The sequence below is a fragment of the Roseburia sp. AF12-17LB genome (genome assembly GCF_003479605.1).
Taxonomy (GTDB): Bacteria; Bacillota; Clostridia; order Lachnospirales; family Lachnospiraceae; genus Roseburia_C; species Roseburia_C amylophila.
In genome coordinates, this window is record NZ_QUHR01000001.1 from 195408 (window position 1) to 216104 (window position 20697).

Sequence of the window (20697 nt, forward strand, 5' to 3'; positions counted from 1 at the left end):
GAAGAACATTATGAATGTATTTTTGCAGCCCCTTTCGGAACTGGAAGAATTGCAAAATGCCTTAAAGCAGCTAAAGAGCAGTCCGGGTATCGTTCAGATATCCGGATGCATGGATGCGCAGAAGGCACATATGGTATTTGCGGCGAACGATGGTTTTAGAAATAAAATCATCGTTACTTTTAACGAGCAAAAAGCAAGGGAAATCTTAGAAGATTATCGTTTTTTTGACAGGGAGACTCTCTATTTCCCGGCGAAGGATATTTTATTTTATCAGTCGGATATCAGAAGTAATCAGCTTACCGGAGAGCGGATTGCCCTGTTAAAACGTTTATCCGAAAAGAAGCCGGTTACAGTGGTATTGACTTTTGACGGACTGATGAACCGGATGGCAGGACTGGAAGCCTTTAAAGAAGCGGTGCGTACTTATAAGGTGGAAGACGAATTAGACTTTGAGGCAGAGACAAAGCGGCTTTTGCAGATGGGGTATGTGCGCAATTATCAGGTGGAAATGCCGGGAGAATTTGCGGTGCGTGGAGGAATCCTTGATATATATCCTCTGACGGAAGAAAATCCGCTGCGTATTGAAATGTGGGGAGATACCATTGATTCCCTGCGAAGTTTTGAGGCAGAGAGCCAGCGTTCCATAGAGAATCTGGAAGAGATTACGTTGTATCCTGCAACGGAACTGGTGCTGACGGAAGAACGGAAGCAGGCAGGCTTAAAGAAAATCCGCCAGGAAGCGGTAAAAGCAGAAAAGAAGTTCCGCGAGCAGATGAAAAATGAAGAAGGCCATCGCATCAAACAGACGGCGGCTGCATTGGAAGAAGAGATAGAAGAATTAGGTGGTGCAGCTAATTTGGACAGCAGTCTTGCATATTTCTTCCCGGAGGCGGTAAGCCTTTTGGACTATTTTGGCAAGGACGAGACTCTTTTAGTCCTGGATGAACCTGCCCGGCTGATGGAAAAGGGCAGAGTGACAGAGCAGGAATTTGAAGAGAGCATGAAGCAGCGCTTGGAGAAGGGTTATATCCTGCCGGGACAGACAGATACGCTCTTTACCGGAAAGGAAATTACTGCGAAGATGCAGAGTTTCCACGGACTTGCACTGGCAGCACTGGATATGAAGGTGCGGGAGTTAGACATTACGAACCGTTACCATATTCAGGTGCAGGGTGTGAATTCCTATAATAACAGCTTTGCAACGCTGGTGAAGGATTTAAAGAATTATAGGAAAAACGGATACCGGGTCGTTGTATTATCCGCATCTAAGACAAGGGCAGAGCATCTGGCGAAGGATTTACAGGAAGAAGAGGTAAGCTGTTATTATGCCAAAGATTTTGAACGGGAATTGCAGCCGGGAGAAATCTTAACTGCCTATGGAAAAGTAAAACGTGGATACGAATACCCGCTGATTAAATTTGCGGTTATCACAGAAAGTGATATATTCGGGCAGGAAAAGAAGAAACGGAAGAAACACCGCCTCTATGAGGGAGAAAAGATACAGAGCTTCCGTGACCTTCATGTAGGTGATTATGTGGTACATGAAAATCACGGCCTTGGCATTTATCGTGGAATCGAGAAAATCGAAGTCGATAAAAAAGTCAAGGATTATATCAAGATTGAATATGCCAAGGGAGGCAATCTTTATATTCTTGCAACCCAGCTGGAACTGATTCAGAAATATGCCGGTTCCGATGCCAAGAAACCAAAACTAAACCGGCTGGGCAGCCCGGACTGGGATAAGACAAAAACCAGAGTGCGTGGTGCGGTAAAAGAAATTGCCCACGAACTGGTGGAACTCTATGCTATCCGGCAGAACAAAGAAGGCTATGTCTATGGTCCGGATACTGTATGGCAGAAGGAATTTGAAGAGATGTTTCCATTTGAGGAGACAGAAGATCAGGAACTTGCCATTGAAGCAACCAAGAAGGACATGGAAAGCACCAAGATTATGGATCGTCTGATTTGCGGAGACGTAGGATATGGCAAGACGGAGGTGGCAATCCGTGCTGCCTTTAAGGCGGTGCAGGAGGGAAAACAGGTAGTTTATTTAGTACCGACCACAATCCTGGCGCAGCAGCACTATAATACCTTTGCCCAGCGGATGAAAGATTTCCCGGTAAGAGTAGATTTGCTTTGCCGTTTCCGCAGCCCAAAAGAGCAGAAGAAAACCATCGAAGATTTGAAAAAAGGCATGGTGGATATTATTATCGGAACCCACAGAGTGCTTTCTGAGGATGTGAAATTTAAGGATTTGGGACTTCTCATTATCGATGAGGAGCAGCGTTTTGGTGTGGCTCATAAAGAGAAAATCAAGCAGATGAAAAAGGATGTGGATGTGCTGACTTTAACGGCAACACCAATTCCAAGGACATTGCATATGAGCCTTATCGGAATCCGTGATATGAGTGTTTTAGAGGAGCCGCCGATGGATCGTGTGGCAATCCAGACTTATGTCATGGAATATAATGAAGAAATGGTGCGGGAGGCAATCTGCCGGGAATTAGCAAGAGACGGACAGGTTTATTATGTATTTAACCGGGTAAACCAGATTGCAGAAATGGCAGCGAAAATTTCAGAACTGGTGCCGGATGCCAATGTGGCATTTGCCCACGGACAGATGAAGGAACGGGAACTTGAGGATATTATGTATCAGTTTATCAACGGAGAGATTGATGTGCTGGTATCCACAACGATTATCGAGACGGGGCTTGATATTTCCAATGTAAATACCATGATTATTCATGATGCGGATAATATGGGACTGTCACAGCTCTATCAGCTTCGCGGAAGAGTAGGACGTTCCAACCGGACGGCATATGCGTTCTTAATGTACCGCCGGGATAAGATGTTAAAAGAAATCGCAGAGAAACGTCTGGCTGCAATCAAGGAATATACAGACCTTGGAAGCGGCTTTAAGATTGCCATGCGGGATTTGGAAATCCGTGGAGCCGGAAACCTGCTGGGAGCACAGCAGAGCGGACACATGGAGGCAGTCGGTTATGACCTTTACTGCAAGATGCTCAATGAAGCGGTCAAGCAGGAAAAGGGAATCGGAGTGGAAGAAAGCTTCGATACAACAGTAGATGTGGAAATGGATGCATTTATCCCGCCATCCTATATTCCAAACGAGACACAGAAACTGGATATTTATAAACGAATTGCAGCCATTGAAAATGATTCGGAAAGTGATGAGATGCTTGATGAGCTGACAGACCGTTTTGGAGACCCACCAAAATCAGTGACAAACCTTCTTTCCATTGCATTGATAAAAGTGCTGGCGCATCAGGCGTATATGAAGGAAGTGGTAGAGCGTGGCAATACGGTGCGTTTTGTCATGTATGAAAAAGCTGCGGTGAATCCGGCAAAAATACCGGAACTTTTGTCAAAATATGATCATGCGTTGAAATTTATACCGGATCAGAAAGGACCGTATTTTGTGCTGAACCGGGGAACCAACAGCCGGACAGTATCAGGCAGCAGTATCGACTATATCCGCCAGTTTGTGTTGGATGTGCAGACGATTTTAGTAGAAAAAACCATAAAAAAGGATGCTTAACTGCATAAAAATCTTGCGGCATGTACGAAAAAGCACTATAATAGAACGATGATAAATATTTTGGAGGAACGTGATATGAGATTTAAGAAATTCACAGCACTTGCATTGGCGGTTGTTACTGCAGCTTCCGTAGCTATGACAGGATGTGGCAGCAGAATCGATGAAGATGCAGTTGTTGCTACATTAGGAGATAAAGAGATTTCACTTGGACTTGCCAACTTTATGGCACAATATACAGCAGTATCCTATGACAGCTATATTACCATGGGATATGCTAAGGAAAATATGTGGTCACAGGATTTATCCGGAAACGGTAAGACTATGCAGGATAATGTAAAAGATGGAATCCTGACACAGATTCAGACCAATTATCTCTTAGAAGACCATATGAAAGACTATGGTGTGGAAATAACGGATGAGGAGCTTTCTGATATTGATACTGCAGCACAGCAGTTCATGGATGACAATAGCAAGGAAGCAATCAGGACCATGGGTGCCAAGAAAGAATATGTAGCAGAAATGCTTCGACTGAACCTGATTCAGAAGAAGATGCATAATGCAATCATTGCAACTGTAGATACCGAAGTTTCTGATGAAGAAGCGGCACAGAGAACCTTCAGTTATATCAAGGTTTCTACCGAGGCACATTATGATGACAGCAAGAATTATGTGGAATATACCGATGATGAGAAGGCAGAATTAGAAAAAACTGCAGAGAAAATCGCAGAAGAAGCGAAAACCGATTTTGATGCAGCAGCAACAGACAACGGATATACTGTAAGCACTTATTCATACGGCAGTGATGAAATCGGTGAAGATGGAACAGCAACCGGAAGTATGGATGCATCCATTATTACAGCAGCAGATGCGTTAAAAGAGGGAGAAGTTTCTTCCATGATTTCCGTAGATGGAAAAGGATATTATGTTATCCGCTTAGACAGTGAATTTGACCGTGATGCAACCGACAAAGAGAAAGAAACAATTGTTTCCCAGCGTCAGTCCGATAAATATACTGAAGTATGCGACAGCTACAAGGAAGAAAAAGAATGGACGGTAAATGATGATGTATGGGCAGCTGTTAATTTTGATAAGCTCTATACCATCAAGAAAACAGATACAGAAACAGAATCTGTAAGTGAGACAGAGACAGCATCAGAGGCAGCAACAGAATAATTGCAGAAATTACAAAGTGACAAGAACATAGAGAAGCAGAAAATTCATTTTTCTGCTTCTTTTCTATCACATAGATACAGGAGTATGGAATGAAAGACAATATCGTATTAATCGGAATGCCGGGCGTAGGAAAAAGTACTGTAGGTGTCGTGTTGGCGAAGGCATTGGGCTATAATTTTGTGGATGCAGATTTAGTCATCCAGCAGCAGACTGGAAAGCTTTTGTGTGAGCTGATTGCAGAGCATGGAACAGAAGGATTTCTTGAGATTGAGGATGAGGTAAACAGCAGCATAGAAGGACATAAAGCAGTCATTGCCACGGGAGGCAGTGCAGTATATTGTGCAAATGCCATGGAGCATTATAAAGAAATTGCAACCGTACTTTATCTGAGTGTATCTTATGAGACATTAGAAGAGCGTCTTGGTGATTTGAAAAACCGCGGTGTGGTATTGAATGATGGCCAGACGCTGAAAGATTTGTATGATGAGAGAACTGCATACTATGAAAAATATGCGGATGTAACAGTAAACGAAGAGGGATTGTCAATTCGTGAAACAATCGATGCAGTAAAAGAAAAACTCGGGATGGAATAAAAGATGCAGATACCAGGGAATGCACAGGAACCTGTGAAGATGCAGGAATCAGATAAAATGAAGAAGTCAGATAAGATGCAGGAGCAGAAAAAGAAATCAACAACTTTAAATAGAATTGGAAAAGTCGATAAAAAGATTCGTATCCGCATGTGGGCAGCAGGCATATTTTTCGTCTGTCTGGTACTGGTGGTACTTTTGCAGAAATTTTCACTGGGACAGAATTATTTTGTGGTAACCGTAAATAATAAAGTGGTAGGCTGTGTCAGCAGCAAGACAGATGTGGAAAAGGCAGTACACGAAAGCCGGCGGCAGATGGCAAAAGAGAGTGAAGGCTATCTGATGCAGGAGATTTCTTATGAGACAACAGAAAGCCATAAGCCATTTCAGAAGCTGTTAAGTGAAACTGCATTAAAAGACAAGATTACAAAGGCGCTTAAGAAAGAAAATTCCGGAGAAATCTTTGCATATACGGTAAGTGCCGGTCAAAACCAGCTTTCTTTTGCAACTTTAGATGAAGTAGAAACGTTTTTAGGACGTTTGAAGGAAGAACAGGATACGGACAATCGGTTTGAGATAGAGTTCAAAAAGGAAACAGATCATCAGGAGGGAATGCTTCTTGCAAACTTAAAAGAGGCAGGCGTTTCAGAAAAAACAGAAGATTCTGCGGATGCCGGTATTGTGCAGCAGCTTGGAATCTATCTTTCCGATGCACAGGAGAATCCCGGGGAAAATAATTATGAAACCGGAATTCTTTCGATGGAATTTGCACAGGATGTGGAAGTGTTCACCAATCTGGTAGCAGCGGACACTCTGACGGATATAGATGCCGCGGTGGAAGAAGTAACAAAAGAGAAAGAAACGAATAAAATATATGAGATACAGCCGGGAGACTGTCTGTCGGTCATTGCACAGGAGCATGATACATCGGTGGCAGCAATTATCGCACTCAATGGATTGTCCGGGGAAGATGCAGTAATCAGTGCCGGTGAAGAACTGATTCTGTCGGTGCCTCAGCCGGACATCAGCTTACGGATTAGCGAAGGCGTAGTATATGAAGAGGATTATACCGCAGAGCCGGAGATTGTACCGAATGATTCCTGGTATACGACCGACGAAGTGGTGCTTGCAGAGGGAACTACCGGACATCGCGAGGTTAATATGGTGGTGACAACAGAGAATGGAATTGAGACGGAGCGGAGTATGATCCACCAGACCATACTGACAGAGTCAACGCCGGCAGTTATTGAGCGTGGAACCAAGATACCGCCAACTTACATTAAACCGCTGATTGGCGGAAGAGTTTCTTCCGGTTTTGGAAGAAGATGGGGCAGAATGCATAAAGGAATTGACTGGGCATGTCCGACCGGAACCAAGGTATTTGCATCCAGCAATGGTGTAGTAGTCAGTGCCGGTTATGTTTCCGGTTATGGCAACTGTGTCTTAATCAGCCATCCGGATGGAAGAATGACACGTTATGCACATAACAGTAAATTACTGGTAAAAGCAGGGCAGAGCGTATCACAGGGTGAAGTGATCGCATTAAGCGGAAGTACGGGACGTTCTACAGGTCCGCATGTGCATTTTGAGATATTAATTAATGGTTCCCAGGTAAATCCGGTGAACTATCTGAATTAATTTCGATTTACAAGTCAGTGAATATATAATATAATAATACTATTGTAGATAATTCTTTTGAGGTACGAGAAATACTTGACAAAAGAGGAAATAAGTTACTATAATATTTTGTTTGCAATTTTGTAGGGAATCTAAGCATAGAGGTGCGAGATGGAACAGTATGTGATTAAAGGTGGAAATCCTTTGGTTGGCGAAGTTGAGATTGGTGGAGCTAAGAATGCTGCACTGGGAATTCTTGCGGCAGCAATTATGACGGATGAGACCGTAATAATAGATAATTTACCAAACGTTCGTGATATTAATGTGTTATTAAGTGCCATGGAGGGAATTGGTGCTAAGATAGAGCGTCTTGGAGAACATAAGGTAAAGATTAACGGTTCACTGATTCATGACTTGAGCGTGGACTATGAATATATTAATAAAATCAGAGCTTCTTACTATCTGTTAGGAGCATTACTTGGTAAATATAAGAAAGCAGAAGTAGCTTTTCCGGGTGGCTGTGCAATCGGAACCCGTCCGATTGACCTTCATCTGAAAGGTTTCCGTGCGTTAGGAGCCGATGTTGATATTCAGCATGGGTTAATTTCTGCTACTGCAGAGCATCTGGTGGGAAACCATATTTATTTAGATAAAGTTTCTGTAGGAGCAACCATCAACATTATGATGGCAGCATCCATGGCAGAGGGAAAGACTATTATTGAAAATGCAGCTAAGGAGCCACATGTCGTAGATGTAGCAAACTTCTTAAACAGCATGGGAGCAAATATCCGTGGTGCAGGAACAGATGTCATCCGTATTGTGGGTGTAGAGAAGCTTCATAAAACAGAATATTCTATTATTCCAGATCAGATTGAAGCGGGAACTTTTATGTTTGCAGCGGCTGCAACCAAAGGTGATGTAACTGTTAAAAATGTTATTCCCAAGCATTTAGAGGCAACCACAGCAAAATTAATTGAAATTGGTTGTGAAGTGGAAGAATTTGATGATGCAGTACGTGTGGTATCCAGCAAGCCATTGCATCATACCCAGGTAACTACTTTGCCGTATCCTGGCTTTCCAACAGATATGCAGCCACAGATGTCGGTGCTTTTAGCATTAGCAGAAGGAACAAGTACCGTAACGGAGAGTATTTTTGAAAACCGTTTCAAATATGTAGATGAACTGACCCGTATGGGTGCACAGGTGAAAGTAGAGAGCAATATTGCAATTATTACCGGTGTTGAAAAATACACAGGTGCAAGAGTCAGTGCTCCGGATTTAAGAGCAGGTGCAGCCCTTGTAATTGCAGGTCTTGCAGCAGAAGGCATCACCATTGTAGATGATATTTATTATATTGAACGTGGATATGAACATTTTGAAGAGAAATTAGCTTCCCTTGGTGCAATGATTGAAAAAGTAAGCTCCGAGAAAGAAATCCAGAAATTCACATTGAAAGTATCATAAGATAAGAGCATCACAATATAGAAAGTTCTGAATATAAATACTAATATGAATATTGCAATGAGACAGAAGTGTTAAAAAGCGTTATCATAACCAAAAAAAGATATCTGGTAAATATGCTGCAAATGAGGCATAGTTATCAGATATCTTTTATACTTTACAGGAAATTGCTTTCCTGTAAAGTATAAAACGCTCCGCGAGGATGCGCACTGCGGCGTATAAGGCAGATGTCGCAAGCGACCGCCGCAGGCGCTAGAATGTGCCAAGGCACATTCTTTTTATATGATTGCTTTGATATATAAAGGACTTTTCTCAAGGTCAATACAGGCTCCATCATCTAACTGAACCAGTGGCTTGGAAAGACGACGATGATTCAATAAAACAATGCGGGCGGAAGTACCATCACTTAACATAACCCGGTTGTTCTGGTATGCATTGGCAATATTCTCTAAGAAGGTCAGAATATACTTTGGCTTATATTTCTGCAGACCATCTTTTTCAAATTCGGCGATTACCTCAAACGGACAAAGGGGAGCACGATAGGAGCGTGCTGCTGTCATGGCATCGTAAACATCGGCAATCGCAATGATGAGTGCATAGTCATCGATTTCTTCCATGGTAAGCCCCATTGGATAACCGGAACCATCGCAACGTTCATGGTGCATGAGAGCTGCCTTTTTAATATGGGAATTTAATGGCTGGGATTTTAAAATATCATAGCCATATTTCGGATGATTACGAATCATCTGGAATTCTTCATCTGTTAATTTTCCGTCTTTATTTAAGACCTCATCCGGAATTTTTGTCTTACCGATGTCATGAAGCAGACCGGCAAGGGTGAGAGTGTCTAATTCTTCATTGGAAAAATGCAGCCATTTTCCGATAATACGGGAGATGATGGCAACATTCAGACTGTGTGCATAGGTGCTGTCGTTGACCTGACGCATATTATGTAACATATCAAAGACATCCAGAGTGGTCTGCTTTGGACTTACTAAAGAAATGGTCTTTGATAAAAGCTCTTCTTTGTTTACGGTTCCTCCATCGGAAAGGTAAGCATCAAAACAGTTCTTTAAATCCTGGGAACGCAGGGTGAAATCCACCTGAAAACGCTGGAATTCCGGAGAACTTTTGAGCTTCTGTGAGTAAGAAGCATCAGAAACCGGACTTGGTGCAGAAACAGGGCTTTTGGCAGGAAAATATGCCGGATCTTTTGGCTCTTCCATTGGAGCAGTGGTCTGTTTATTTTCTGTAATCTGCACACTGGCGATGCCATAAAATTCCAGTCTGGAAATCAGGGTACGCGTAAGTTCTACATTCGGATTAATAATAAGCTGTCCACGCTTGGTGCGGACAGGAATTGCTGTAACCATACCTGGTAACAAATCTTTTGTCTGATATTCTTTCATGCATGTGGTCCTCGTTCTGGATGGATTTTATAATTATGATAGAACAAATCACAATTATATTCCTATTTAAGTATATTCTTTTTGCTAAAAATGTCAATCTTAACAGCAAAAACAGGTAAAATTTGTCAAAAGGATACAAAAAGTAATAAGGAATGTTTTCTCTGTTGATGAGAAAATATGGTGCTTGACATTTCGATATAATAGGTGTATTCTCTCTCATAGAGATTTGAAAATTCAATATTGTAATTTCTCTTATTCAGAGTGATGGAGATACATAGGATCAATGAAGTCACGGCAACCCCACAGCATAAGGAAGGTGCCAACCTGAGCGAGCAAGTCGAACAATAAGAGGATTTGATTATCTTTACCGTTATCGGGTCCGCTTATGATGTAAGCGGTTTTTTTATTTTACGCGAGCAGCGAAAAAAGGTCTGGAAGAAAGAGGAGCCAAGCGCACCCGCCAGATACTTAATAAGGGAATCAACAAAACGAGAGGAGAAAACGATGGAAAAAAGATTATTCACATCAGAGTCCGTAACAGAAGGACATCCAGACAAAATGTGTGATGCGATTTCAGATGCAATTCTTGACGCATGTATGGCAGAGGATCCAATGAGCCGTGTTGCCTGTGAGACAGCAAGCTGTACCGGATTTGTACTTGTAACAGGAGAGATTACTACAAAGGCAAAATTAGACATTCCTGCAATTGTAAGAAATACTGTAAATGAAATCGGTTATGACCATGCAGAAACCGGATTTGACGGACATACCTGTGCTGTTATGGTAGCATTAGACCAGCAGTCACCGGATATTGCAATGGGTGTTGACAAGGCTTTGGAAGCAAAAGAAAATAAAATGACCGATGAGGAGATTGAAGCAATCGGTGCCGGAGATCAGGGTATGATGTTTGGTTATGCAACCAACGAGACACCGGAATATATGCCATATCCGATTTCTTTAGCTCACAAACTGGCATTACAGTTAACCAAAGTTCGTAAAGATGGTACTTTAAAATACTTAAGACCAGACGGAAAATCACAGGTTTCTGTAGAGTATGATGAGGCTGGAAAACCAAAGAGATTAGAGGCAGTTGTACTTTCTACACAGCATGACGAGGATGTAACTCAGGAACAGATTCATGAGGATATTAAGAAATATGTTTTTGACCCAGTCCTTCCAAAGGAATTAGTTGATGAGAATACTAAATTTTTCATCAACCCAACCGGACGTTTCGTAATCGGTGGACCACACGGTGATGCAGGTCTTACCGGACGTAAAATTATCGTAGATACATACGGTGGATACGCCCGTCACGGCGGCGGAGCATTCTCCGGTAAGGATTGCACCAAGGTTGACCGTTCAGCAGCATATGCAGCACGTTACGTTGCTAAGAACTTAGTAGCAGCAGGTCTTGCAGAGCGTTGTGAGATTCAATTATCTTATGCAATCGGTGTAGCACAGCCTACTTCTGTTATGGTTGATACTTTTGGTACCGGAAAAGTTTCTGATGAGAAATTAGTAGAAATTATCCGTGAGAACTTTGACCTTCGTCCGGCAGGAATTATCAAGATGCTTGATTTACGCAGACCGATTTATCGCCCGACAGCAGCATATGGTCACTTTGGAAGAACCGATGTTGCACTTCCATGGGAAGCGTTGGACAAAGTTGATGAATTAAAGAAACACTTATAATATTGGAATAGATTCCAGAATAGTATAAAGAAGAAAGACCTCTTTTCGGAAAAGATTTATTTCTTAAGGGAAATGATTGAAATGCCGGAAAGAGGTCTTTTGGCATTTTAATGAGAAAACCAGCAAAGAGTTTTGGGTGGTTGGAAAATAATTTATAAATTCTTTAGAATAATTCTCAGAATTTTCATGGGAAAAGAGACTGCATGTGGTATACTATGATTATGAAAAACTGGAGGCTTGAGAATGAAACTAAGGACAAAGCTGATTATATCATTTTGTATTATCATATTTGTGCCGGTGACATTGGCCGCGTTGGCAATGTGCGGATTCCGTTATTTTCAGTTAAGAGATATTGCCAACACCTATCAGGTGGAAGATGGAAATATTAGTTATCTGACCAATACGGTGCAGATGTGGAACCGGGTGACAAAGGACAGTTGTCAGAAGTTACTGGATACAGCGGAAAGCGACCCGGACAAATTCCTGGACATGAAATATTTAATGCAGGTTAATGAGACTCTGCAGGGGAAAAACTCCTACTTGATTGTCATGAGGGATAATGAAGAAGTCTATGTGGGAACGAATGATTTGAATACGGTTCCGGAAAATCTGCCGGATTACATGGATACAAAGACAGGGGGAGAGACCGGCTATTTCATTGACAGTGATAAACAGGAAATGATTAAGCGGATTGACTTTGATTTTTCGGATGGTTCGGAAGGAACGTTGTTTGTAATTACATCTATTAAATCACTTGTGCCGGAAATGAAGGAACTTCTGATAGATATTATTATTTCTGTGTTATTGATACTTTTGTTGACGGCAGGTATGCTTACCATATGGAATTACCGGAGCATCATTACTCCGATTAAGAAGTTAGAGATGGCAACCCAGAATATTAAAGAGGGCAACCTTGATTTTACTTTGGAAATAGACAGCAATGATGAAATTGGCGAGCTGTGCCAGAACTTCGAAGAGATGCGGCAGAGACTGAAAGATTCTGCAGAAGAGAAGCTGGCATCAGAGAAAGAAAACCGTGTTTTAATCAGTAATATTGCCCACGATTTAAAGACCCCGATTACTGCTGTGAAAGGTTATTCGGAAGGTCTGATGGATGGTGTGGCAGATACGCCGGAAAAAAGGGATAAATATATCAAGACCATTTATAATAAAGCCAATGAGATGGATTTACTATTAAATGAGCTGACACTTTATTCAAAGATTGATACTAATCGAATTCCATATAATTTTAGCAAGATAAATGTAATGGAATATTTCGATGACTGCGTAGAAGAAATCGGCCTGGATTTAGAGGCAAAAAATATTGGTTTATCGTATTTTAATTACGCCGGGGATGATGTGCAGATTATTGCAGACCCGGAGCAGTTAAAGCGTGTCATTCATAATATTATTAATAATTCCATCAAATATCTGGATAAGCCGAAGGGCTTTATCAATATTCGTGTAAAGGATGTGGGTGATTTTATCCAGGTAGAGATAGAAGATAATGGAAAAGGAATTGCAAAGAAAGACCTGCCATATATCTTTGACCGGTTCTTCCGGGCAGATACTTCAAGAAATTCTGCAACCGGCGGAAGCGGTATCGGTTTATCCATTGTCCGTAAAATTATTGAAGACCATGGCGGAAAGATATGGGCAACCAGTAAAGAAGAAACAGGTACAATCATGTATTTTGTACTGAGAAAATATCAGGAGGTTCCAAATGAGTAAAGTATTGATTATTGAAGATGAGGTTTCAATTGCAGAACTGGAGAAGGATTATTTAGAGTTAAGCGGTTTCGATGTCGAAATCGAAAGTGATGGAGCAAGGGGCTTGGAGAAAGCACTGGCATCTGATTTTGACATGTATATCTTAGACCTGATGCTTCCGGGCATGGACGGCTTCGAAATCTGCAAACGTATTCGTGAAGTAAAGAATACACCGATTCTTATGGTATCTGCCAAGAAGGATGATATTGACAAGATTCGCGGACTGGGACTAGGTGCAGATGATTATATCACAAAACCATTCTCCCCAAGCGAGCTGGTAGCAAGAGTAAAGGCACACCTTGCCCGTTATGAAAGACTGATTGGAAGCAATGTGCAGGAAAATGATATTATTGAGATTCGTGGAATCAAGATTGATAAGACAGCCCGCCGCGTCTGGGTAAATGGCGAGGAAAAAGCATTTACCACAAAGGAATTTGATTTACTGGTATTCTTAGCACAGAATCCGAATCATGTATTTACCAAGGAAGAACTGTTTAAAGAAATCTGGGATATGGAATCCGTTGGTGATATCGCAACCGTAACGGTACATATCAAAAAGATTCGTGAGAAGATTGAAATGGATACTGCAAAGCCTCAGTATATCGAGACAATCTGGGGGGTAGGTTACCGTTTCAAATTATAGGAAAAACATATGTATAAGATTGCAGAACATATTTTATATGAGGATGACAAGCTGCTTGTCTGTGTAAAACCGGCAGGGATTGCAGTGCAGACGAAGCGTATGGGCGAGCAGGATATGGAGAGCCTGCTTCGGAATTATCTTGCTGCAAAAGGAGAGACTCCCTTTATTGGAATCATCCATCGCTTAGACCAGCCGGTGGAAGGCGTAATGGTCTTTGGAAAGACCAAAGAAGCCACAGCAGAGCTGAACCGGCAGATGCAGAAAAACGGTTTTGGAAAATATTATCTGACAGTGGTATATGGAAAAGCAGAACCGAAAGAAGGACAGCTTATTGACTTTCTTAAGAAGGATGGCAGAAGTAATACTTCTTCTGTCGTAAAACAGGGAACCGTAGATGCAAAGCGGGCGGCGTTAACCTATCGGGTGCTGGAATGTAGTACGCTTGATGATAGAGATAGCAGAGATGGAAAAGCTGCTTCAGGAGCGGGTACAGCGGATGGAACATCGGAAAAAACTGAAGCTGCGGAAGAAATCAGTCTTCTTGAAGTAAAATTAGAGACCGGGCGGCATCACCAGATCCGTGTGCAGATGTCGCATCATGGCTGGCCATTGGTGGGAGATAGAAAGTATGGAAGGAAGAATGAAAGTCTGCCGGGAATGAGGCAGATGCCACTGGCACTTTGTTCTTATCAGCTGGAATTTCTGCATCCCACTAGCAAAAAGAAGATGCAGTTTCAGATAACACCGGAAGGTCAGGCATTTCATTTATTTTCAGATTTATAATACATAAAAAAGTCCGGGATGCCACATACTGATGGTATGACTGGAAAAACAAGACAACTTATAAAAAAGATTATATATTTAGCAGGGATTACAGTTGCAGTATATTTGGGAATGCGTTTCGCACTGCCGATTGTAATTCCTTTTTTACTGGCAATCCTTATTGCAAGAACATTATGTAAACCAGTAGCTTTTCTGTCAGAGAAAACAAAGCTTCCCAAAGGAATTGTAAGTACGGCGGCAGTGCTGTTGCTGCTGGCAGTGATTTTTCTGCCGATGGGCTATCTTGTATACAAGGGAATCTGCGAACTTGCATCATTGATAACGAATTATCCGGAATTATTTGGAAAAGCAGATACGCTCTGGTGCAGTTGCTGTGAGCGGGTTGCGGAAATCACCGGCATGAAAGCAGAGACAATGGTGCAGTGGGGAAAAAACTGCGCGGCATATGTCAGCAGTCAGGCAGAAACGAAGCTGATTCCGGCAATGATGAATGGCTCGCTGGCATCTTTGCGGGGACTGGCAGCATTCTTTGGTATCTGCATTGTAACTGTTGTGGCGGCAGTATTGATACTCTGTGATTATGATAATCTGGTGCAGCGTTGGAGAAAAAGCAGCTTTTATTCCTGGGGTGGACGGATATTTCAAAATATGTGTCATGCCGGCGGAACGTATCTTAAAGCACAGTTTACTATTCTGGCACTGATTAGTGGCGTATGTATAGCAGGTCTGTTCCTTACCGGAAATTCTTATGCCATTCTGGTGGGAGTGCTGATTGGAGTAAGTGATGCACTGCCTTTTATTGGCACAGGACTTGTCTTTATTCCATGGCTGATTATCGATTTGTTTCGTGGAAAGTATTTTGCGGCAGTGATATATGGTATACTGTTTATATTGAGTACCTTTATCCGGGAATTTATGGAGCCAAGGCTTATGGGAAGAGGGCTGGGCGTGCATCCGCTGGCGGTTATCATCAGTATTTATGCAGGTCTGAAAATATATGGAACAGCCGGTGTTATTTTAGGTCCACTTTCCGGATTTTTAATCTGGGAAATTTATCGCAGTATCTGTGGAAGAGAGGAAAAAGAGATAACATGAAAATTGTGTGCATTTATGGACAGAATCATAAGGGTTCCACCTATCATATTGCAAAAATCCCATGGGATAATCCCATGGGATTTTTAAAAGTTACGTGGTTATTTGTTGCTTCTTCTCCAGATATGCATTTTCTCTGCATCTGCGATTAATTCATCACGGAAGTCCGGATGTGCGACAGAGATAATTGCTTCACATTTCTGCCAGGTAGAAAGTCCCTTTAAGTTGACTTTACCATATTCTGTTACCAGATAGTGGATGTTGGCACGGGTATCGGTTACGATAGATCCTGGATCTAAGGTAGGAAGGATACGGGATTTTAACTGACCATCCCGGGTTGTAAAGGTAGAAGAACAGCAGATGAAGCTCTTACCACCATTAGAAAGGTACGCACCCAGAACGAAGTCTAACTGTCCGCCGGCACCACTGATGTGTTTGATTCCAGCAGACTCTGCATTTACCTGACCGAAGAGGTCTACATTTACTGCATTGTTAATGGAAATAAAGTTATCCAGTGCGGAAATGGAACGGATATCATTGGTATAGCTTACCGGAGCACTCATAAGTTCCGGGTTTTCATCTAAGTAGTCATACATTTTCTGAGTTCCTGCACCGAAACCATAGGTCTGACGGAAACGGTCGATGTTTTTCTTGGAACCGTTGATTTTTCCTGCTCTTGCAATATCAACGAATGCATCAACGTACATTTCGGTATGTACACCTAAATCTTTCAAATCAGATTCTGCAATCATGGAACCAACAGCATTTGGCATTCCACCGATACCAAGCTGGAGACATGCACCATTTGGAATCTCATCTACGATTAATTTTGCAACTGCCTGATCGATTTCAGTAGCAGTTCCGCCACCACCTAATTCACCGATAGCCGGATTCTCGCCTTCTACGATGAAATCAACATCGGAAATATGGATGCTGTTTTCAAATCCGCCTAAGCAGCGAGGCATATTTTTATTTACTTCAACGATAATTTTCTTGGAAGTCTCGCAAACTGCCATCATATGAGAAGCGTTTGGTCCAAAGTTAAAATATCCATGTTTGTCCATTGGAGCAACCTGGAACATTGCTACATCATCCGGAGTAGCGGAGTCACGATAGTATCTTGGAAGCTCGGAATAACGGATTGGAGCGTAGTAAGAAAAACCGCGGTTGATATATTTACGCTCGATTCCGGACATATGCCAGGAGTTCCAGGTAAAGTGTTCGCCGGCATCTTCACGTTCGAAGACAGCTAACGGTTTTAACAGAATACCACCTCTTAAGTTGACATCCTTTAATTCATCCGTACGTTTTGCAAGGGCTTTATCCAGTGCATCCGGAGTTCCGGTACACCATCCATAATCTACCCAGTCACCGGATTTGATGACTTTGACAGCCTCATCTGCGGAGACTAATTTCTGTTTATATTCCTGTGTGTAATCCATGAAAAACCTCCTGTATATTTTGTTTGTTAAATTATTATCATAGTACCACTTCGTACATGATTATTCAAGTCGAAGGGACTAAGAATTATCGTCTGGGAGCTGCCATTGTCTGGCTGCATTTCTATATTCTTCCGCCTGGGCTGCATTCCCGGATTTTTCATAGCAGTCAGCCAGCCCGTTCAGCGGAATATTTCCACTGGTATGGACATCAAGAATGCTGGCAGTTTCAAAGGCTGCGTTGTAGTACCACACGGCTGCTTCATCATAATCTTCTGCGTCAAAAAAATAATTTCCCAATTCGCAGCAGATTTCTGCACAAGGGGTAGTAATCATATCCTTCAGTGCCAGCTTGAAAAATTCATTGACATTTCCGGTAATCCGGTAGCAGCGGCTTAAGATACAGCCGGCTTCCTTGCGGGCATCCCCAGAAGCGGTTTCATCCTGCAGGGTAGCAAGAAATACTTTTGCGGCGGCAATGAAATCTTCTTTCTCCCCGGTCATGAGGAGCTCTTTGGCATACATCCGGTGCAATTTTTCGGAAAGCCGTCCGTCCCGGTCAAATGCCAGTAAGAAGCCTTTGAAATCACGGCTGCTGTGCAGGGACTGCGGAAGATGCGTAATAGCAATATCACTGTCAAAGACAACCGGGTCTAAGCGCACCGTTTCGTGAATCGGGTCAATCCAGGTAAAGGTACGGAGTCTCCGGTAGAGCTTCGGACGGTATTCTTCTTTAAAGTTAAGCACCGTATTAAATTCATTTTTGGTCACATATTTCATCTGTACAATTTCGACCTCCGGAACCATGGCTTCTTTTAAAAGCCGGAACTGTTCCCGGTTCTCATCATCTAAGACTTCATCTGCATCTGCGGTATAAATGTATTCCATGGAAGCTTTGGAAAAAGCAAAATTTCTGGCATCTGCAAAGTCATCCTTCCAGATATAGTCATAGATTTTATCGGTATAGCGGGCAGCAATTTCCCTGGTGCGGTCGCAAGAGCCGGTATCCACGACAATGATTTCATCCATCAGACCGGCGAGTGAATCCAGACAGCGGGAGAGAAGCCGCTCCTCGTTTTTTACAATCATGCAAAGGCTTATTGTTATCATCAAATGATCTCCTTTCGCAAGCACCTATACAAACATATTTATTATCGCATATTTCAAGGAAAAAGTATATCAGTAGGGACAGAATTTATTTGACAGAGCCGGCACTGGTGTCTATGATGAAATGAGACAAGAATGAGAAGAAAAGCGAAAGCTTGAGAAAAGGATGAAAGCAATGGAAACAAAAGAAAAATTCATGCAGAAAACCATCGTAGTCTGGCTGGGAGCATTGGTGTGCTGCCTGTTGTGGGGCAGTGCATTTCCGTGCATTAAAATCGGCTATCAGATGATGCACATTGCATCGGATGAGGTGGCGTCCCAGATTCTGTATGCCGGCTATCGGTTTACGTTGGCGGGAATTTTAACAATATTATTGGGAAGTCTTGGAAGCAGACGGTTTCTGCGTCCGACAAAGGGCTCCATTGGAAAAGTTTTTAAATTAAGCAGTCTGCAGACTGTGGGACAGTACCTGCTTTTCTATATCGGACTGGCGCACACCTCCGGGGTAAAAGCATCCATCATCGAAGCGTTAAATGTATTCGTGGCAATTCTGGTAGCAAGTCTTTTATTCCATCAGGAAAAATTATCGGCGCGGAAAATAGCAGGCTGTATCATTGGATTTGCAGGCGTGGCACTGGTAAATATGGGAAGCAGCGGATTTGATTTTCATATGAGCGTGACCGGAGAAGGATTTATTTTCCTGTCAACGGTAGCGTATGCATTTTCTTCCGTGTTGTTAAAGTGGTATTCCAAATCCGAAAATCCTGTCATGCTGAGTGGATACCAGTTCCTGGTGGGTGGAATTATTATGGCATTGTGCGGCTTTGCAGCAGGTGGACGGGTGAGCGGATTTACGGCATCATCTTTTGGGCTGTTATTTTACATGGCATGCATTTCTGCCGTCGCATACACGCTGTGGGGCATTTTATTAAAATACAATCCGATTTCCCGTGTAGCGGTATTTGGATTTATGAACCCGGTGTTTGGTGTGATTCTTTCTGCATGGCTTTTGGGAGAAAAAGAGCAGGCAGCAGGCATCAAAAGTGTGATTGCCCTGATACTGGTATGCATTGGTATATTTGTGGTAAATTATAAGAAAGAGGTTACGAAGGAGGACTAACATGAGTGCAGTTGTAACATTGAAAAAAGGCGAAGGAAGAATGGTAAAATCCGGTGGCATGTGGATTTTCGATAATGAAATAGAAAGTGTCATGGGAACATTTGAAAACGGAGATCTGGTGCTGGTACACGATTTTGACGGATATCCGATGGGCATTGGATTTATCAACCGCAATTCCAAAATCCGGGTGCGCCTTTTCAGCAGAAAAGAAGATACAGTTATTGATGAAGCATTTTTCCGGACACGATTGCAGCAGGCATGGGAATACCGGAAAAAGACGGTAGACACCTCATCCTGTCGCGTGGTATTTGGAGAGGCAGATTTCCTGCCGGGACTGGTTATCGATAAGTTTTCGGATGTGCTGGTAGTGCAGTCCTTAGCACTTGGCATCGACCGTTACAAAGAGCTTATTGTAAAGTGTTTAAAGGAAATTTTGGCAGAGGACGGCATTACAATCCGCGGCGTATATGAGCGGAGTGATGCAAAAGTCCGCAAGCAGGAAGGCATGGAGCTTAAGAAGGGCTTTATCGGAGAAACATTTGATACCAATGTGGAAATTGTAGAAAATGGTGTGCATTATATCGTAGATGTAAAGGATGGTCAGAAGACCGGATTTTTCTTAGATCAGAAATACAACCGTCTTGCCATTCAGAAATTATGTGAGGATGCAAGAGTGTTAGACTGCTTTACCCATACCGGCTCCTTTGCATTAAATGCCGGAATTGCCGGAGCAAAAGAAGTCACCGGAGTGGATGCTTCGGAACTTGCCGTACATCAGGCAGAAGAAAATGCAGCATTGAACGGTCTTTCCGGCACGGTAAAATTCCTGTGCAGGGATGTCTTTGAACTGCTGCCGGAATTAGAGGAAGCAGGCGAAAAGTATGATGTGGTAATCTTAGACCCACCGGCATTTACCAAGTCCAGAAATTCTGTTAAAAATGCCATCAAGGGCTATCGTGAGATTAATCTTCGTGCCATGAAGCTTGTGAAAAATGGCGGATTTCTTGCGACCTGTTCCTGCTCCCATTTTATGACGTATGAGTTGTTTACCAAGACAATCGGACAGGCGGCTCACAGCGTCCACAAGCGTCTGCGTCAGGTGGAATTCCGCACCCAGGCACCGGATCATCCGATTCTCTGGGCGGCGGACGAATCCTATTATCTGAAGTTCTATGTGTTCCAGGTTGTTGATGAGATGTAAAAATTTTTGAAAGTGGCAGGTCATAAGTGGATTGCCACTTT

The 20697-nt window shown here is 42.6% G+C and carries 15 protein-coding genes and 1 riboswitch; of the genes, 12 read left to right on the forward strand and 3 right to left on the reverse strand.

The window, feature by feature from the left end; all coding sequences use genetic code 11:
- The first annotated feature begins 10 nt into the window (after positions 1-10).
- The 5 genes from mfd to DWV68_RS00960 all read left to right on the forward strand — a co-directional run bounded on the left by mfd (position 11) and on the right by DWV68_RS00960 (position 8403).
- On the forward strand, positions 11-3559 hold the full coding sequence (gene mfd, locus DWV68_RS00940) for a transcription-repair coupling factor (RefSeq protein ID WP_118664785.1): 3549 nt from the start codon (positions 11-13) through the stop codon (positions 3557-3559).
- Positions 3560-3634: 75 nt separating this feature from the next.
- Positions 3635-4732, forward strand: coding sequence for a peptidyl-prolyl cis-trans isomerase (locus DWV68_RS00945; RefSeq protein ID WP_022243620.1), 1098 nt, complete (start codon positions 3635-3637; stop codon positions 4730-4732).
- Positions 4733-4821: 89 nt separating this feature from the next.
- On the forward strand, positions 4822-5325 hold the full coding sequence (locus DWV68_RS00950) for a shikimate kinase (RefSeq protein ID WP_117946148.1): 504 nt from the start codon (positions 4822-4824) through the stop codon (positions 5323-5325).
- Between the two features lie 3 nt (positions 5326-5328).
- The gene (locus DWV68_RS00955; protein WP_243089414.1) at positions 5329-6960 is read left to right on the forward strand and encodes a M23 family metallopeptidase; all 1632 of its coding nucleotides are present in this window, start codon (positions 5329-5331) and stop codon (positions 6958-6960) included.
- A 150-nt stretch (positions 6961-7110) separates the two neighbouring features.
- Positions 7111-8403, forward strand: a complete 1293-nt coding sequence (locus DWV68_RS00960; protein ID WP_117841358.1) for a UDP-N-acetylglucosamine 1-carboxyvinyltransferase — start codon at positions 7111-7113, stop codon at positions 8401-8403.
- 275 nt (positions 8404-8678) lie between these two features.
- Here DWV68_RS00960 and DWV68_RS00965 read toward each other — a convergent pair whose 3' ends face one another.
- Positions 8679-9809, reverse strand: a complete 1131-nt coding sequence (locus tag DWV68_RS00965) for an HD-GYP domain-containing protein (RefSeq protein ID WP_117698661.1) — start codon at positions 9807-9809, stop codon at positions 8679-8681.
- Between the two features lie 249 nt (positions 9810-10058).
- Positions 10059-10160: riboswitch (SAM riboswitch) on the forward strand.
- A gap of 153 nt (positions 10161-10313) precedes the next feature.
- Here DWV68_RS00965 and metK point away from each other — a divergent pair.
- The 5 genes from metK to DWV68_RS00990 all read left to right on the forward strand — a co-directional run bounded on the left by metK (position 10314) and on the right by DWV68_RS00990 (position 15792).
- On the forward strand, positions 10314-11501 hold the full coding sequence (gene metK / locus DWV68_RS00970) for a methionine adenosyltransferase (protein ID WP_022243616.1): 1188 nt from the start codon (positions 10314-10316) through the stop codon (positions 11499-11501).
- 243 nt (positions 11502-11744) lie between these two features.
- Positions 11745-13232, forward strand: coding sequence for a sensor histidine kinase (locus tag DWV68_RS00975; protein ID WP_022243615.1), 1488 nt, complete (start codon positions 11745-11747; stop codon positions 13230-13232).
- A complete protein-coding gene (locus DWV68_RS00980) occupies positions 13225-13914 on the forward strand; it encodes a response regulator transcription factor (RefSeq protein ID WP_022243614.1) in 690 nt (229 codons plus the stop codon). The genes DWV68_RS00975 and DWV68_RS00980 overlap by 8 nt, the downstream gene beginning before the upstream one ends.
- A 9-nt stretch (positions 13915-13923) precedes the next feature.
- Positions 13924-14697, forward strand: coding sequence for an RluA family pseudouridine synthase (locus DWV68_RS00985; protein ID WP_118664787.1), 774 nt, complete (start codon positions 13924-13926; stop codon positions 14695-14697).
- An 18-nt stretch (positions 14698-14715) separates the two neighbouring features.
- Positions 14716-15792, forward strand: coding sequence for an AI-2E family transporter (locus tag DWV68_RS00990; RefSeq protein WP_117698664.1), 1077 nt, complete (start codon positions 14716-14718; stop codon positions 15790-15792).
- A gap of 98 nt (positions 15793-15890) precedes the next feature.
- Here the strand turns inward: DWV68_RS00990 and DWV68_RS00995 are convergent, their stop codons facing one another.
- Together DWV68_RS00995 and DWV68_RS01000 are read right to left on the reverse strand one after the other, a co-directional pair.
- Complete coding sequence (locus tag DWV68_RS00995) at positions 15891-17231, reverse strand: butyryl-CoA:acetate CoA-transferase (protein WP_118664789.1); 1341 nt, start codon at positions 17229-17231, stop codon at positions 15891-15893.
- A 78-nt stretch (positions 17232-17309) separates the two neighbouring features.
- Positions 17310-18338: a glycosyltransferase family 2 protein gene (locus DWV68_RS01000; protein ID WP_118664791.1), complete on the reverse strand. Its 1029-nt coding sequence runs from the start codon at positions 18336-18338 to the stop codon at positions 17310-17312.
- 163 nt (positions 18339-18501) lie between these two features.
- Here DWV68_RS01000 and DWV68_RS01005 point away from each other — a divergent pair, with 163 nt between their 5' ends.
- Both DWV68_RS01005 and DWV68_RS01010 read left to right on the forward strand, forming a co-directional pair.
- Positions 18502-19455 carry a DMT family transporter gene (locus DWV68_RS01005; RefSeq protein ID WP_118664793.1) on the forward strand — a complete coding sequence of 318 codons (954 nt, stop codon included), beginning with the start codon at positions 18502-18504 and terminating at the stop codon, positions 19453-19455.
- A gap of 1 nt (position 19456) precedes the next feature.
- A complete protein-coding gene (locus DWV68_RS01010) occupies positions 19457-20656 on the forward strand; it encodes a class I SAM-dependent rRNA methyltransferase (RefSeq protein ID WP_117946160.1) in 1200 nt (399 codons plus the stop codon).
- Positions 20657-20697 lie beyond the last annotated feature (41 nt).